The sequence below is a fragment of the Brevundimonas naejangsanensis genome (genome assembly GCF_000635915.2).
Taxonomy (GTDB): Bacteria; Pseudomonadota; Alphaproteobacteria; order Caulobacterales; family Caulobacteraceae; genus Brevundimonas; species Brevundimonas sanguinis.
This window is the reverse complement of the sequence record NZ_CP015614.1, coordinates 267,344-283,332: the sequence shown is the minus strand read 5'-3', so window position 1 is coordinate 283,332 and position 15,989 is coordinate 267,344. Positions and strand designations below refer to the sequence as shown.

At 63.9% G+C, this 15,989-nt stretch carries 13 protein-coding genes; 11 read left to right on the top strand and 2 right to left on the bottom strand.

Translation table 11 applies throughout. The features are described 5' to 3' along the window. Positions 1-8: 8 nt before the first annotated feature. Positions 9-623, top strand: a complete 615-nt coding sequence (locus DA69_RS01370) for an RNA polymerase sigma factor (protein WP_082891404.1) — start codon at positions 9-11, stop codon at positions 621-623. Between the two features lie 185 nt (positions 624-808). On the opposite strand, the gene DA69_RS01365 is transcribed toward DA69_RS01370, so the two are convergent. Then, the gene (locus DA69_RS01365; protein ID WP_025977813.1) at positions 809-2,344 is read right to left on the bottom strand and encodes a DNA cytosine methyltransferase; all 1,536 of its coding nucleotides are present in this window, start codon (positions 2,342-2,344) and stop codon (positions 809-811) included. A gap of 77 nt (positions 2,345-2,421) precedes the next feature. Between DA69_RS01365 and DA69_RS01360 the strand changes: the two genes are divergently transcribed. The 9 genes from DA69_RS01360 (at position 2,422) to DA69_RS01325 (ending at position 13,315) form a co-directional block, all read left to right on the top strand. Beyond that, positions 2,422-2,877 (top strand): very short patch repair endonuclease, encoded by a 456-nt coding sequence (locus DA69_RS01360; protein ID WP_064108262.1) that lies wholly within the window; start codon positions 2,422-2,424, stop codon positions 2,875-2,877. A gap of 118 nt (positions 2,878-2,995) precedes the next feature. Next, positions 2,996-4,507 (top strand): ATP-binding protein, encoded by a 1,512-nt coding sequence (locus DA69_RS01355; protein ID WP_051582112.1) that lies wholly within the window; start codon positions 2,996-2,998, stop codon positions 4,505-4,507. Continuing rightward, complete coding sequence (locus tag DA69_RS01350) at positions 4,500-7,196, top strand: Z1 domain-containing protein (protein ID WP_025977815.1); 2,697 nt, start codon at positions 4,500-4,502, stop codon at positions 7,194-7,196. The genes DA69_RS01355 and DA69_RS01350 overlap by 8 nt, the downstream gene beginning before the upstream one ends. Continuing rightward, on the top strand, positions 7,193-8,164 hold the full coding sequence (locus DA69_RS01345; protein WP_082891403.1) for a PD-(D/E)XK motif protein: 972 nt from the start codon (positions 7,193-7,195) through the stop codon (positions 8,162-8,164). The genes DA69_RS01350 and DA69_RS01345 overlap by 4 nt, the downstream gene beginning before the upstream one ends. Continuing rightward, positions 8,164-10,230, top strand: coding sequence for an AIPR family protein (locus tag DA69_RS01340; RefSeq protein WP_025977817.1), 2,067 nt, complete (start codon positions 8,164-8,166; stop codon positions 10,228-10,230). Before DA69_RS01345 ends, DA69_RS01340 begins: the two co-directional genes overlap by 1 nt. A gap of 77 nt (positions 10,231-10,307) precedes the next feature. Further along, positions 10,308-10,451, top strand: a complete 144-nt coding sequence (locus DA69_RS14655; RefSeq protein ID WP_167349623.1) for a hypothetical protein — start codon at positions 10,308-10,310, stop codon at positions 10,449-10,451. A 37-nt stretch (positions 10,452-10,488) separates the two neighbouring features. Continuing rightward, the gene (locus DA69_RS01335) at positions 10,489-10,767 is read left to right on the top strand and encodes a helix-turn-helix domain-containing protein (RefSeq protein ID WP_025977818.1); all 279 of its coding nucleotides are present in this window, start codon (positions 10,489-10,491) and stop codon (positions 10,765-10,767) included. Continuing rightward, entirely contained in the window at positions 10,764-12,041 is a 1,278-nt protein-coding gene (locus DA69_RS01330) for a type II toxin-antitoxin system HipA family toxin (protein ID WP_025977819.1), read from the top strand. Before DA69_RS01335 ends, DA69_RS01330 begins: the two co-directional genes overlap by 4 nt. A gap of 77 nt (positions 12,042-12,118) precedes the next feature. Beyond that, complete coding sequence (locus DA69_RS01325; protein ID WP_145915877.1) at positions 12,119-13,315, top strand: hypothetical protein; 1,197 nt, start codon at positions 12,119-12,121, stop codon at positions 13,313-13,315. Positions 13,316-13,427: 112 nt separating this feature from the next. Here the strand turns inward: DA69_RS01325 and DA69_RS01320 are convergent, their stop codons facing one another. Beyond that, positions 13,428-14,612 carry a site-specific integrase gene (locus tag DA69_RS01320; protein WP_082891402.1) on the bottom strand — a complete coding sequence of 395 codons (1,185 nt, stop codon included), beginning with the start codon at positions 14,610-14,612 and terminating at the stop codon, positions 13,428-13,430. 623 nt (positions 14,613-15,235) lie between these two features. On the opposite strand from DA69_RS01320, the gene DA69_RS01315 reads away from it, so the two are divergent. Further along, complete coding sequence (locus DA69_RS01315) at positions 15,236-15,781, top strand: hypothetical protein (protein WP_025977822.1); 546 nt, start codon at positions 15,236-15,238, stop codon at positions 15,779-15,781. The last annotated feature ends 208 nt before the right edge of the window (positions 15,782-15,989 follow it).

The following is a 15,989-nucleotide window of genomic DNA, read 5'->3' as shown; positions in this document are numbered from 1 at the left end:
GGAACCGCATGGCGTTCATGCGTGCCCAAACGTGCCTGAAAGCCTGCACGCTTGCCTCGCACCGAGCTCGGGATATGGCGACATCCCGCCTTGTCATCGGAGGCGACGAAGTGGCGTCTGGCGGCCGGAGTGCGAACCCATCCCTGACGCTTTCCAAGGGGAGCGATCCCGAGGCGCTGTTCCGCGACTATGGCCCCTGGCTGCTTCGAACCCTGCAGCACAAGTTTGGCAAAGAGGTCGCCGACGACCTGCTGCAAGAAACCTATCTGCGCGTGACGCGTCATGCGGCCACTATCGAGATCCTGAAACCGAAGGCCTTCCTGCTTCAGGTCGCGAGGAATGTCTTCCTCAGCGACTATCGCCGGGACCAAAACCGGTTTGCGCTTGAGCAGCCCCTGTTCGCGACGCGGGCTCAACCCGCCGCCGCCGACCAGGTCGAAATCGTCGTCCTGAAGGACATCATACTGGGAATGCCCGTGAAGCTCCGGGACGTCTTCTTGCTGAGCCGGTTCGGGGCCATGAGCCACCAGCAGATCGCAGACCATCTGGGCATTTCGCCCAAGACCGTGGAAGGGCGGATGATCAAGGCCCTGGCCTACTGCGCCGCACAGCTTCGCGAGTGACTCGGCGCTCGGGCTGACCGCGCGGAGCCGCCCCTTTCCCCAACACGCCATCCACCTAGCGGCAGTTTCCAAATAACTCCCACCCAACAGCCACGCTAGGAAAGGCGTGGCTGGAGGGTAAAGGTTTGGCGGCTCAGGACGACGTTAGAGAAAACCGGCTCATCGATCTCTTCAATCTGGGAAGCCTAGCTGTCCAGAGCTCCCCAGAGGACCTCCGCGATCTGGCGAGCAAGGAAGGGAGGCACGGCGTTGCCGACCTGGACGTACTGCTCGGTGCGATTTCCCAGGAAGAGGTAGTTGTCCGGGAAGGTCTGGAGCCTTGCCGCCTCCCGAACCGTCAGCGAGCGACACTGCGCGGGATCAGGATGGATGAAGTAGTGGCCGTCCTTGGAGATGTGGCTGGTGACAGTCGTCGACACCCGATCCCAGGCCTGCGTCCTGAACCGGTCCGCGAACTTTCCAGTCGACCAGTTTGCGTGATCCGGCGCGAGCGTGACTGGAAATTCGGACGCCTTGGGCGCACGCCCCACGACCTCCGTGAAGACTGCGCTGAAGAAGTAGCGAGCCAGATCCTCGTCCATGTGACCGCGGGTGGAATGGTTGAGCAGCACCTCGAGGCGGGGATCCTCGATCCAGTCCGCGAGCGTCCGATGATCATCGGACATCGCCGCCGGGCGCTCCCTGCTGGTGCGCTCCAGAGCGCTGTTGCGCCCCTCGAAGGCGGCCAGGTGCTCGCGGGCGCGTTCCCGGAGGCCATGGGAAAATGCCGGATCTTCGGACAGGGCGTCTACCACCCTTGAAACCTGCGCGAGCACCGTTTCTCGCCACGCGGCAGGATCGTCCGCGCGGCTGAGCCCGCTTCTGAGCGCAGGCATGCCTTCCAGCACGGTTCGAACACTGGCCCGCTTCGGCGCGACGCCAGCGCTTTCCCCCGAAAGACGCAGTCCGGCAGCCAGATCACTCCTGATCCCGACCACGATGACCCGATGGCGCGCCTGCGGCACGCCGAAACCCTCGGCACGGACGATGAAGTCGGCTGCGTCCCGGGGCGTGCGCAGGACCATCGCCCCCGATCGGCCATGACCGATGGCGAGCAGGACGTAGGATCCCTCGCCTGCCGCTCCGCGGAGGTCCCCCAGGACCTGATCGAAGATTCTCTGGCCGTCGATGGACGACGACAGCATGCCCTTGACGTTCTCCATCACGAACGCGACGGGCCGAAGCCGCTTCAGGATCCGTATGTACTCGCGATAGAGGAAGTGCCGTTGATCCTCGGCTGGCACATAGTCGGTCTTGCCCATGTTGCGCGAGCGGCCGACCAGAGAGTAGGCCTGACAGGGAGGCCCCCCGATCACGACGGTCGGCACGTCGAGCCGCAAGAGCTCGTCGATGCGCTGATCCAGCACCCTTCCGGCCTGCTCGGTGCCGAGCTCCAGGCAGAGAGCCTCGCCGAGCGCCGTCTCCCACTCGCCGGCGTGGGATTTCGACCAGTCGGGCATGTCCGCGCCGGCATTCAGGGCCGCGTAGTACTCGTCCGGAAACTCGTCGAACTGTCGCAGGAAGGCGCGGAGCTGCAATGTCCGATGGGCCGACCGCTCCTTCTCGACGGACATCGTCACGTCGAACGGTCGATGACCGGTCCCGTCCTCGAAGCCAGAGAATCCTTCGGCCAGGCCGCCGGGGCCCGCGAAGAGGTCCACAACCTGAAATGCCTGCGGCATGCGCCTCACCCTGTCCTCGACCGATTCGATCCCCTATCTACCAGGACCGGCCAGCGCCACCACCGTCAAAGTCACGCATGGCAGACATTGTCGATCCCGCGACGCGTTCCAGAATGATGTCAGCCATCCGTGGCGCCGACACGCGCCCGGAGCTACTGGTCAGGCGACATCTGCATGCGGCCGGCTTCCGGTTCCGGCTCCACGCCCGCGAGTTGCGGGGGCGGCCCGATGTCGTCATGCCTCGCTGGAATGCCGCCGTCTTCGTCCATGGGTGCTTCTGGCATCGTCATACGGGATGTCGATACGCCACCACGCCGGCGACTCGTCCGGATTTCTGGCGGGAGAAGTTCGACCGCAACATGCAGCGAGACGCAGCCACGCTGGCCACCCTCGAGGACGAAGGATGGAGGGTCGCCACGGTCTGGGAATGTGCGTTGCGTCGTGAGCCTGCGGAAACACTCGAGGCCCTTGCCGCCTGGATAGGCTCCGGCGCGCCCAGCTGCGAGTTCGGCGCGCCGATCACACCGCCCTGACAGCATTCCTGCGACCGATTCCGTCGCATGCGGCCTCCACAGGACATTCGGATAACGCCGATTAAGACGAAGGTAGGTTTCGCAACCTAAGCGTTGGGCGTGGGGGAGGAGCTGCAACTTGCAAGACATCAACGAGGGCGCGAGCGAGCATCGCGCGCCCCCGAGCGCCGCATCGCTGATCGAGGCGATGCGCGACATCGGGTACACGCTCGAGACCGCCCTGGCGGACATCATCGACAACGCGATCAGCGCCGGGGCCTCGACGGTCTCGATAAACTACGACACGACCGGCAGCGAACCATGGCTTGCCGTGATCGACGACGGCGAAGGCATGAGCCGGGGCGATCTCCTCACCGCCCTGCGCCCGGGCAGCCGCAGCCCGACAGAGTGCCGTGATGGAAATGATCTCGGCCGCTTCGGTCTCGGCCTGAAGACGGCTTCCTTCTCGCAGGCGCGGAGCCTCACCGTCGTCACTCGGTCCGCCGGAGCGACTTCGGCTGCACGCTGGGATCTGGACTTCGTGGTGGAGCGCGACGACTGGGTCCTTCAGCTCCCCCCTGCATTCGAGCTGGGATCCACGCCGGGCTTGTCCGGACTGGGCGCGAGCGGCACTGCCGTCGTATGGCAGAAGCTGGACCGTCTGGCCGACGCGACCAGTGGCAGCTCCCTGACCGATCATCTGCTGGATCGCCTGGACAGCGCCCGCCGCCACCTGGAACTGGTCTTTCACCGCTTCCTCCAGGGCGAGCCCGGCCTTCGGAAGGTCCGCATCCGCATGAACGGGCGAGACCTCAGGCCGTTTGACCCGTTTCATCTGAAGTCGGCCGCCACCCAGCGCCTGCCCGCCGAATCCATCCAGGTCGCCGGACAGAAGGTCGACATCGAGGGCTTCATCCTTCCCCATCACAACAAGGTCAGCGCGAAGGACTGGGAGCACTACGCAGGCGAGGGCGGATATCTCAAGAACCAGGGTTTCTACGTCTATCGCGGCGGCCGTCTGATCATCCACGGCACGTGGTTCCGCCTTGCCAGGCAGAGCGAACTCACCAAGCTGGCCCGCGTCAGGATCGACATGCCGAACGGCCTCGACGCCTTCTGGAAGATCGATGTGCGAAAGGCGTCCGCCCAGCCCCCCTATGTCGTGAGGGAACGACTTCGTGCCCTGATCAACGAGATCGCGGGCCCCTCGAGGCGAGTCTACACGTCCAAGGGCCATGTGTCGGCTACGAACAGTCCCGCCACGCTCTGGCATCGAAGGGCGAACAAGGGGCAGGTGTCCTACGAGATCAATCGGGATCACCCGATGCTGGCGCACATCACCGAGGCCTTGCCCGACGGCCACGCCAGCGAACTGGAAGCCTTTCTGAAGAGCGTGGAGCGGGCCTTCCCCATCGACGCCATCTTCTCCGACGCCGCTTCCGATCCGAAATCCGTCTCATCTCCCAGCCTGCCCTCCGAGGACCTCGAGGCCGTGGTCCGTCTGACGACCGCAGCCCTCCGGGACATGGGCATTCCGCTCGACACCGTGCTCGCCGATCTCGCCCGCCTGGAGCCCTACCGTTCCAGCTGGGCGGCGGCCGAACCCCTCATCCGCAAATCCTTCCAGGACATGGACGACAAGAATGTCTGACACCGCCTACGATCTTCTCAGGACCGTGGTCCGCCCGCTCATCGCCAAGACAGGGGCCCCCACGCCGGAGGCCATACGTGCAGCGATCGGCCAGTTCCGTGTGCTGGACAGCTTCACCGTCTCCGACGACCAGGCCGAGCAGCTCGCCCGCGAGATCGAGAGCCAGTTCGACATCCACATGACGATCGGCGGCGTGGTCCAGGATGAAGGCTTCACGGAATGGTATCCCGCCGCGAAGGCCCGGATAGAACCCTATTACTGGGATCGATACCGCATGCTGATGGAGGAACGGAACTTCGCTCCGCAGGTCCTCGCGACCATGGACGGCGTGACGGACCGGATCGCCGGCCTTCTCGAGGACCCCGGCAAGCCGGGTGAATGGGATCGGCGCGGAATGGTGGTCGGGCATGTACAGTCCGGCAAGACGGCGAACTACACCGGCCTGATCTGCAAGGCCGCCGATGCCGGTTACAAGCTGATCGTGGTCATTGCAGGCATCCACAACAATCTCCGCAATCAGACGCAGCAGCGGATCGACGAAGGCTTCGTGGGACGAGACAGCGGCAAGCCGAAGAAGCCCCACATCGGCGTATCGAAGTTCTCGTCGACCAGGACGCCCATCACGCTGACCAATGCCACCAGCGATTTCAACTCGCGCATCGCCGACGCCGCCGGCATGGACATAGGGTCGCTCAACGTTCCTCTTGTGCTCGTCATCAAGAAGAACATGCACACCCTGCGCAACCTGACGGAATGGCTGCGGGCCCACAACACAGGCTGGACGAAGTCGCTCGTCGACTACCCCATGCTCCTGATCGATGACGAGGCCGACAACGCCTCGATCAACACCTCGGCAAACCCGGACGAGGCCACGAAGATCAACCAGAAGATCCGCGAGCTTCTGAACCTCTTCAATCGCAAGTGCTACGTGGGCTACACGGCCACCCCGTTTGCCAACATCTTCATCGATCCCGACACCAACGACGAGATGCTCAAGGCGGACCTCTTCCCGCGCAACTTCATCGTCACCCTTGACGCCCCGTCGAACTACTTCGGCGCGTCGCGGATATTCCAGGACGAGACGGGCGGCGAATTCATCCGGTCCATCACCGACAACGCAGATCATCTGCCGATGAGTCACAAGCAGCCTCATGTGGTCACCGGCCTGCCCGCCTCTCTCGAGGAGGCGGTCCGGACCTTCGTCATCGCTCGCACGCTTCGCGTCCTGCGCGGACAGGGCGCTCGCCACACAAGCATGCTCGTTAACGCATCGCGTTTCACCGCGGTGCAGAAGCAGCTCCGGAACCTGATCCACGACTATCTCAACCGTCTGGTGCGAGCCGTGCGCCACGAGGCGTCCCGCCCTGCGGTCGAAGCGCTGGCGAACGAGCACATGAGGGCGCTTCATGATACCTGGCTGAAGGAGCACCATCACCTCGGACATTCCTGGGAGGATGTGCAGGAGGCCCTGCTCGAAGGCGCCGCTCCCATCGGCGTCGTGGAGGTGAACAGCGGGTCGGCAGGAACGCTCGCCTATGACGCACACGAGGAGACCGGCCTTCAGGTCATCGCCGTCGGCGGCTTCAGCCTCTCACGCGGCCTTACGCTCGAAGGCCTGACCGTCAGCTACTTCCTGCGCAACTCGATGATGTACGACACCCTCCTGCAGATGGGCCGGTGGTTCGGCTATCGTCCGGGATACGAGGACCTCTGCCGGATCTGGATGCCGCCAGAGACCCGGGGCTGGTACGAGCACATCAGCGAGTCCATCGAGGAACTGCGCGACGAACTTCGGAGGATGGAACGGCTCAAGCTTACGCCCGAGCAGTTCGGCCTGCGGGTCCGCGCTCACCCGGACACCCTGATCGTCACCGCTCGCAACAAGATGCGGACGGCGCAATCGGTCCCCATGGTGATCGGCCTGTCGAATCGCTTCGTCGAGACCTACGCTCTCTGGTCGGACACCGTCAGGACCGAAGCGAACCGCAGGGCCGCCGTCGAGTTCGTGGATGCGGTCCGGGCGGAGAAGGGCCACGACGGTTCGTCCGGGCAGTGGTCCGGACGCCACCGCGTGTGGCAGGACGTCGATCATGCCCTGGTCGAGCAATTCATCCGGTCATTCCGAAACAACGACCGCAGCCTCGCCACCCAGTCCGAACCCGTAGCCGCGTTCATCCGCGAAGTTGCGAAACAGGGTCAGGACCGATGGGACGTGGCCATTGTCGGCGTCTCCGATGACGGCAGCTATCCCGATCCTGATTTCAGCGTTCGCTGCCAGCGACGCACGGGCGTCGCTGAAAAGGAACACAAGGACCTGATCCTCGTCGGCACGAAGAGCCGGGTCTCGTCGCGCGGGGTGGAGGCCATCGGGCTCTCGGAAGACGAGCGCACCCTCGCCAGGGATGAGTTCTTCGCCGGACGCAAGGCGTCGGATCCGGCAACTCAGAACGTTCCTGATCGAGCCTATCGCAGGGTGAGGAAACGCCCGCTGCTGGTCATTCAGCCCATCCATCTCACTGCGGACGACGGCGACGCCGCGTCCATGACCGACAAGCCGCTGATTACCTGGGGCATCAGCTTCCCGCCCGCCGACGGCAACCCGCCGACCGTCGAGTATGCCGTCGCCCGCCTCTGGTGGCAGCAGTACATGGGCGAGGACGCATTGGACGAGGAGGTCGACGGAGAATGACCAATCATCCCTGGACACAGATGGGGCGGCCGTCCGAAGGCCTGACCCTTCGACGGATCGATCCCCTGCACCCTGCGAACTTCTTCTGGGCGCGCGACGCCCATGGACGATGCGCGCTGGTGCTGCAGGTCGTGGGCAGCGCGACGGTTGACGAGGCCCGCCCCCGGCTGAATGGCATTGACATCGTCGAAATGGTGCAGACCGACGATCAGCATGCCTTCGTCCTGACTCTCCGTCGAGAGGAGGACGTCGAACTCTTCCATCGTCTCTGCGAAGACATCGTCGAGGTCAGCCGGCATCTCGACGGCGACCGGGCGTTTCTTGCAGCCACCATCAGGCGCGCCTGGAAGTGGCACAGCCTGCTGAGGGGCGCCGGTCGTGCCAGGCTGGGGCCGGAAGAGCAGCAAGGTCTCATCGGCGAGCTCCTCTTCCTGGAAAGCCTGGCGGGCACGATCTCGCCGAAGCCGGCGCTGGAGGCCTGGCGGGGCCCGCTGGACGAGCCGAAGGACTTCGTGTTCGGGACCCGCGCTGTCGAGGTGAAGGCTCGCCATGCCGGCAAGGCCGCAATCAAGATCTCGTCAGAGCACCAGCTGCAGCAGGTAATCGATCAGCGGCTGTTCCTCCTCGTACACGCACTGACCCCGACCTTGGCGGAAGCCGGACAGGCCTTCACGCTCGACACCCTTGTCGCACGGGTCAGGGACGCTCTTGTGGCGAAGGACCCGTCCAGTGAGGAAGGCTTCGAGGCCCGGCTTCTCGCGGCGGGCTATTCGGCCGAACATGACTACGGCGATCGCTGGTGGGCCTGGACATCCTCGTCCGCATTCGAGGTTCGCGATGGCTTCCCCTGCATCGACGCAGCAGGTCTCGCAAGCGGGGTGGCCAGCGTGAGCTACTGGATCGGACTGGACGCCTGCACAGCGTTCGAGACACCGGAAGCGGCGCTTCTGGAGATGGAACAGGACTGATGGCCGAGACTCTCGAACAGTTTCACGAGGACTTCTTCAACGAGGTCCGCGCCCAGGCCGACGCCGCGGGCCGCTTCATGGAAACAAGCTTCCTCGAACAGTTCGGGGACTGGCTGGTCAACTCGGGCGAGCTGGAGACGCTGGACGTGACGCCCTATCGAGCGGCCAAGGGCATGCGAGTGGACGGGTACGGCGGGGACCCTTCGGAAACCGACGGCGTGCTCTCGCTGGTGGTCGTCGATTTCTCCTCCGACGTCACGGTGGCTTCCCTGGGCGCGTCAGCAGTGCCAGCTCATTTCAGACGGCTCGAGAACTTCCTCGAGATGGCGCTGTCCGGAGACTTCAGGGATCGACTGGAGGAAAGCTCGCCCGGGTACGGGCTTGCCGAACTCATTCACGCCCGGCGCTCGCAGATCGGGAGAGCCCGCCTGTTGCTGCTGACCAACCGTCGGCTGAACGACAGATACGACGGCCAGGAAGCCGGAACGCTGGGCGCCCTGCCGATCTCCTACAATGTCTGGGACATCGGCCGCCTTCACCGGCTTGTCTCTTCCGGCCGGGGCAAGGAAGACATCGAGATCGACTTCGGCGAGCAGTTCGGCGAGCTGCTTCCATGCCTGCCGGCGCACGTCGGAGGCGACGGTTACGAAGCCTACCTCTCGGTCGTGCCGGGCGATCTGCTGTCGCGAATCTACGAGCAGTGGGGAGCCAGGCTCCTCGAGCAGAACGTCCGCGCCTTCCTTCAGGCCAGGGGCGGCGTCAACAAGGGCATCCGCAACACCATCCTCAATGATCCCGCGATGTTCTTCGCGTACAACAACGGCGTCACGGCCACGGCCGAGGAGGTGGAGACGGTCGTCAGGAACGGCACGACCTACATAAGCCGACTCCGCAATCTTCAGATCGTGAACGGCGGCCAGACAACAGCCTCGATCTTCTCGTCGCGAAAGAAGGACAAGGCGGATCTCTCGCGCATCTTCGTCCAGATGAAGCTGTCAGTCGTCGAGCCGGCTCGCGCGACCGAGGTCGTGCCGAAGATCTCGGAGTACGCGAACAGTCAGAATCGCGTGAACGCTGCGGATTTCTTCGCCAACCACCCGTTCCATATCCGCATCGAGGAGTTCTCTCGCCGGATCTGGGCGCCCGCGTCGGACGGGTCCTTCCGACAGACCAAATGGTTCTACGAGCGGGCTCGAGGTTCCTACGCCGATGCTCGCGCCTATCTTACTCCCACGCAGAAAAAGCGGTTCGACGAGGAGTTTCCCAAGTCCCAGAGCTTCGCCAAGACGGACCTCGCGAAATTCGAGATGGCTTGGGAAGCCTGCCCCTTCCTCGTCAGCAAGGGCGCTCAGCACACTTTCGCGGAATATGCGCGGCTGGTCGGACGTCGATGGGAGAAGGACAGTGACTCCGTAAACGAGCTCTACTTCCGAAGCGCCGTCGCCAAGGCCATCATCTTCCGCGGCCTCGAGAAGCGGATCAGCGACCAGCAGTGGTACAAGGACGAAGGCGGTTATCGCGCCCAGCTGGTCGCCTACACGATCGCCAAGCTGGACCAGCTCATCAGGGCCCGGGGCCTGGCCCTGGATTTCGACCAGGTCTGGAAGGCGCAAACCATTCCCTCCGCCCTGGCGTCCGTTCTCCTGGATATCGCCCAGACCATCCGTCCAGCCGTCACCCAGCCCGGTTCCAGCGTCGCCAACGTCACCGAATGGGCCAAGAAGCAGGCCTGCTGGGCACGAGTGCAGGATGTGCCGTTCGAGCTGCCCGAGACCATGGAAGTCATGCTGCTTGACCCGCAGAGCCGCAAGGCTGCCGTCAGCGACGCCCGTAAGACCCAGAAGATGGACAACGGCATCGAGGCGCAGTCACGCGTCGTGCAGCTCGGCCCTGACCATTGGGCCGCAGCGGCACAATTTGCAGCAGGCAGGAAGCTGCTCACGCCTGCGGACCATTCGCTCTTTCGGGTTGCGGCTCGGCCGGGATCCTTCCCGACGGAGAAGCAGAGCATCAGGCTCATGAGCGTCCTGGACAATCTTGAAGCGGAAGGCTTCCAGAAGAGCTGAACAGCCAATGGTGGAGCCGGGCTCGCGCATCAACTGTCGCCGTACGAGCCCTCTGTCACCGGACCGAGATGCTCGGAATGCAGAAGCGCCTGATCGTTCATCATGGGCAAGCGCTTCTCGAACAGGTCAGCCCGCCAGCATACATCGCGAAATATGCGGTGACCAAGCATCGCCACGCACGTCTTCGAACGCTGACAAATTGGATTGTTATCGAACGCTGACAATGTTATTTGTCGTCGAACGCTGACAGGACTGGTCATGATCATCCGCTCGCCGAGAGACCTGGGAGCCGCCGTTCGGGCACGCCGCAAGGCGCTGGGCCTGGATCAGGCCGCCGTCGCCGATCGGGTCGGCGTGAGCCGCCAATGGATCGGCTCTCTTGAGCAGGGCAAGGCGGGCGCAGAGCTCGGCCTCGTCCTGCGAACGCTCAAGGCGCTGGATATCCCCCTGAGCCTGGGGGACGATCTCCCCGCCTCCAGCGCACCGATCTCGTCCGTGGACATCGACGCCATCGTCGCGGCCGCCAAAGCGCCATGACCGACCAGCTCATTCTTCTCCTGGACGGCCAGCAGATAGGCCGCATCCACCGGAAACAGGGCCGGCTGTCTCTCGCCTATGAAGATGCCTGGCGAGCCCGACCCGACGCCTATCCATTATCCCTCTCCATGCCGCTGGCCGCTGCTGAACATCCCCATGGCCCCGTCGAGGCCTTCCTGTGGGGACTGCTGCCGGACAGTGAAGCCGTCATCGACCGATGGGCGCGTCGCTTTCATGTCTCCCCGCGCAATCCCTTCGCCCTGATCGGCGCGGTCGGCGAGGATTGCGCCGGCGCCGTGCAGTTCGTCCGGCCTGATCGCCTGGACGCGCTCCAGGCAGGCACGACCGACGCCGTCGAATGGCTTGATGAGGGCGGCATCGCCGAACGCCTGCGTGCGTTGCGCGAGGATCATACTGCTTGGCGCCAGGCGCGCGACACGGGCCAGTTCAGCCTGGCCGGCGCCCAACCCAAGACGGCGCTGATCTTCGCCGACGGACGTTGGGGCGTCCCCTCGGGACGCTTGCCTACCACCCACATCCTCAAGCCGCCGACCGGCGAATTCGACGGTCACGCCGAGAACGAGCATTTCTGCCTGACGATGGCGCGTCGCCTCGGCTTGCCGACGGCGCGATCCGAAGTACGAACCTTCGGCGACGAGATCGCCATCGTCATCGAGCGGTACGACCGCTTGCTGATCGGCGGCCGGATCGCCCGGATTCATCAGGAAGACTTCTGCCAGGCTCTCGCCCGACTGCCTTGGGAGAAATACGAGAACGAAGGCGGCCCGAACGTGCGGGCCAGCATCGACCTCCTGGCCGACCAGTCCAGCGATCCCTCAACCGATATCGCTACCTTCGTGGACGCCATTCTGCTCAACTGGATCATCGCCGGCACGGACGCCCACGCGAAGAACTATTCGGTGCTGATCAGCGGTGGAGGCCGGGTGCGCCTGGCCCCCCTGTACGACGTCGCCAGCGCCCTGCCCTATGACGGTCTGGATTTCCAGAAACTGAAACTGGCCATGAAGTTCGGGGGCGAGTACCGGCTCCGCGACATCGGCACGCGACATGTCGCCCGACTGGCGAAAGAAGCCCGACTGGACCCCGCCAAGCTTGTGACCCACGCCAGAGACCTTGCGTTGCAGACTCCGAACATCGCCGCTCAGGTCGGGATCGAACTCAACGAAGCCGGCCTGGCCCATCCGATCATTCCCCGCCTGATCGAAACCGTAACCGCGCGTGCGCAGCGCTTGGCAGGCCTTCTGGAAGCTTGATCTCTTGATCAGGCGGCTCGTGCGGGAGCGGCCCCTTCAAAAGCCGACGCCGAAGAACAGATCAAAAGACCACCTCAATGACGACACGCCACACGGTCTCGAGAAGCGAACTCCACCGCCTGGTGTGGAGCGAGCCCCTGACGAAACTCGCACAGCAGTTCGGCCTTTCGGACGTGGGCTTGAGAAAGATCTGCCTGCGCCACGACATCCCCCTTCCCCCGCAAGGGTATCGACAACAGGTCGCCGCCGGTCGGGCGCCAAAGCCCGCCCCGCTGCCGAAATCAAAAGACGATCCGACAATCGAGTTCACGGTGACACCCGAACCGCCAGCGTTCGCGATGGATTTGATGGACCGCATCTTCGCGCCTCTGATCGAAGCCGAAGCCAGACCAGAGGCCCGGATCGAGGTCTCCACCGGGACCTCCCCGACGCACCCGATAGCAAAACGTATCTTCAAGGCGCTGAAGGCGGCTCGACCCGACAAGTACGGCGCCGTCGTCTACGCAGGCCCTGACCCATTTCGCGTTCGCGTTCCTCCCGGTTCGATAGAACGAGCGGTGAACCTGATTGACGCCTTCGCCATAGCTTTGGACCAACGTCGCATCGAAATTCGAAGCGGCGGTTCAGGACCTGGCGGCGTCGGCGTCATCATCGGCGGCGAAGCCGAGCGTCTTGCGATCGAGGAAGCCTCCCAGCGACAGATCCATTGGGCGACCGAGGCCGAGAAGGCTAGAACGAAGCGCTTCGGATACTCGACGGCGCCAATGTACGATTTCGTTCCCAGCGGCGTCATGACCGTCCAGATCACGACGGCGACATATCGAGACGGCCTGCGCAGCCTCTGGAAGGATGGCAAGACTCGAAAAGTCGAGGACTGCCTCAACGAAATCATGGTCGGGCTGTATCGCGCCGCCCATGCTGCAACCGTGCAAGCGCGGAAGGCTGAAATTAGAGAGCTCCGCGCCGGAGAGGAGAACGCCCGACGCGCCGCGTTGCGGTTGGAGCGCGCGACCTCGCGCAAACAGCTCGACGACCTCGAAGAACAATCCCTCGCCTGGGAACGCGCTCAACGCATGCGCGGCTTCATCCTCGCCTATGAAGCCGCCCGCCGCGAGCCTGAAGGCGCCCTGCCAGCCGAGGCCGTTCAGTGGATCGACCAGGCGTCACGCCACGCGGATCGCATTGATCCGCTGACACCAACGCCGCCGTCGGCCCTAGACTATGACGAGTGCGACCTGACGCCCATCTCTCCTTGGCATATCCTGGATGACTGAAACTGCCGGGACGATCGGGATCGTAAAGCATGACCGCGCGTGCGCAATTAGCGGCTGTCGCGACGGGAGAGCACTTCCGACAGTTCCGCCCGATTTACATGGCTGACTGGCATCAAAGAGCCTCCCCGTTCATGGAGCAGAACTCGGCCCAGTCATTCATCATGGCCAAACGCTTCTCAAACAGGTCGCCGCGCCGGTAGGCAGCCTCAACCTTGCTCCCCACAGCGTGCGCCAAGGCCATTTCAGCGACCTCGTTCGGATAGGCCGTGCGCTCGGCGACCCAGTCCCGGAACGTCGAACGGAAGCCGTGGGGAACGGCATCGACATCCAGTCGGCGGAGCACCGCCGAAATGGTCATGTCCGACAGCCGGCCGCCATGAGCGGCCCGGAACACATAGCTGTCAGGCCGCCCCCGAGGCATGGCTTTCAATACGGCGACCGCAGCCTCGGATAGCGGGGCGCGATGTTCGCGTGCGGCCTTCATGCGCTCCGCGCTGATGGTCCAAAGTCGAGCGTCGAGATCGATCTCCTTCCAGGTCGCCCCTCGCACCTCGCCGGAACGCGCCGCTGTTAGAATGGCGAACTCGAGAGCGCGTGCCCCGACACCTTCGGCGTCGCGAAGCCTGATCATGAAGGCGCTGATCTCGTCGATCGGCAGAGCGCGATGGTGAACGATCTTGTGCACCTTCGACGGTTTGGCCAGAAGCTTGTCGAGGTGTCCGCGCCAGCGGGCAGGGTTCGGTCCCTCTCGAAAGCCCCGAGCGCCCGCCCAGTCGAGCACCATCTCGATCCGCCCCCGCAGACGCTTGGCGGTTTCAGTCTTCTTGAGCCAGATCGGCTCGAGAACCCGCATGACGTGCGGGAGTTCGATGGCCGCGACGTCGAGCTTACCCATGACAGGATAGGCGTAGTTTTTCAGCGTAGCGGTCCACTGGTCCCGGTGCTTCGCATTCTTCCAACTCGCCTCGTGGGCGGCGATGTAGGCTTCTGCCGCAGCCTGGAATGTGTAGGTGACGGTCGGCGTCACCTTGAGCGCTTCCCTCGCCTCCTTCGCGGCTTCGATCGGATCGATCCCCCGGCGAACAAGGTCTCTCGCTTCACGGGCCGCCTCTCGCGCCATGGCCAGTGTCACGCCTGGATAGCCGCCCAACCCCATCTCACGGCGACGATTACCGATGACCACTCGGAGAATCCAGGTTCGCCCGCCGCTCGACAACACCTGAAGCGCCAAACCCGGAACGCCGCCGACCGTGTGTAGGCCGGGCCTACTCAGCCTCGACACCGCCAAAGGTCCCATTGGCTCCGGTAGCTTGGGCACCGCCCCCTCCGCCGCATTCGCAAATCAGACCGACCAGACTCGCACAAAAGCTGCCGAACGAGAATCCATGGCGAGGCCGGACCGGTTGTCACACCTGCCCCCGATGACCTTGCGGTGAATGCCAGCGCTAATCACCGCACCGAATGCGGCGAATAGCGCTACGATCAATGCGAGACCATGCACCCTACTGCGGAGTGCCGACAACTTGTCGGGTTCGAATTCCTTTCGTCCGCCACGCCCCATCTCACCCGCCAACAAGCCCCTCATGAAGCCTGAGTTACACCCACCATAAGCTTGAGAATTGGCTCTCATGTCTCCCCAAAGAAATTCACATGGTCGGCAAACCCGGCTCCATTCACACCCATCACTGCACCCACCATCAGGTTTGCGCTTGGGTGAAACATTTTGCATAACGCTGAAACGTCAAAATAACTATCTTCTTGAAAAATAACAAAAATAAAACGAACTGAAACGCCGTGAACTGACGAAATGCAGACTCTCTGTCCGCCACCACCCCCCTACCCATGACAACGATCCGCCGGTCTCGCCCGAGGTGATCGACATCCGGCGCTTTTCGCCGGGTTTTGGGTTAAGGGGCGGGCATGAGCCTTCCTCTTCTTCCCGAGCGGACCTGCGGCGGCTGTGTGGAGTGCTGCCGCGTGATACCGCTGGATCTGCCTGAGTTGGCCAAGCCGACGGGAGAGTTGTGCGGCTATTGCGTCGACGGGGCCGGATGTTCGGTGCACGCCATCCGGCCGCAGACGTGCCGCGTCTGGTTCTGCCTGTGGCGGGCGGTCGAGCTGTCGGACGACTGGCGGCCCGACCGCAGCGGCGTGATCGTGCGCCCCGACGGGGTCGAGAATGGGGTCATCACCCTTTATGTCCTGCGCCGCTCGGATTTTCTGACGGGGATGGACTTCTTCGTCACTGTGGCGGGCTGGATCGCCGAGGGGATAGAGGTCGCGTTGAGCGTCCCCGGCCCGGTCGGGACCTATCCGGCGCGCGCCATCGTCACCGACTGGCTGCGCCCGGCGATCGAGGACGGCGATCCCGAAGACTTCCTGGCCCGCGTTCTGGCCTCGCTGGACCGGCTGGAGCAGCACGACTTCCAGCCGGACGGCATCACCGCGCGCTATGCGGTAGCCTGAGCCTTCTCCCCTTGCGGGCAAGGGTGCTCAAGCAGCCGAAGACGTTAGCACCCTCAAATCCTTCTCCCCTTGTGGGAGAAGGTGGCCCGTCAGGGCCGGATGAGGGGTGTCGGCGCGAGGTTAGATCAGAAGCCGCCCGCCCGTGTCCTCGCACCCCTCATCCGTCCGGCTTCGCCGTCCACCTTCTCCCACAAGGGGAGAAGGGATG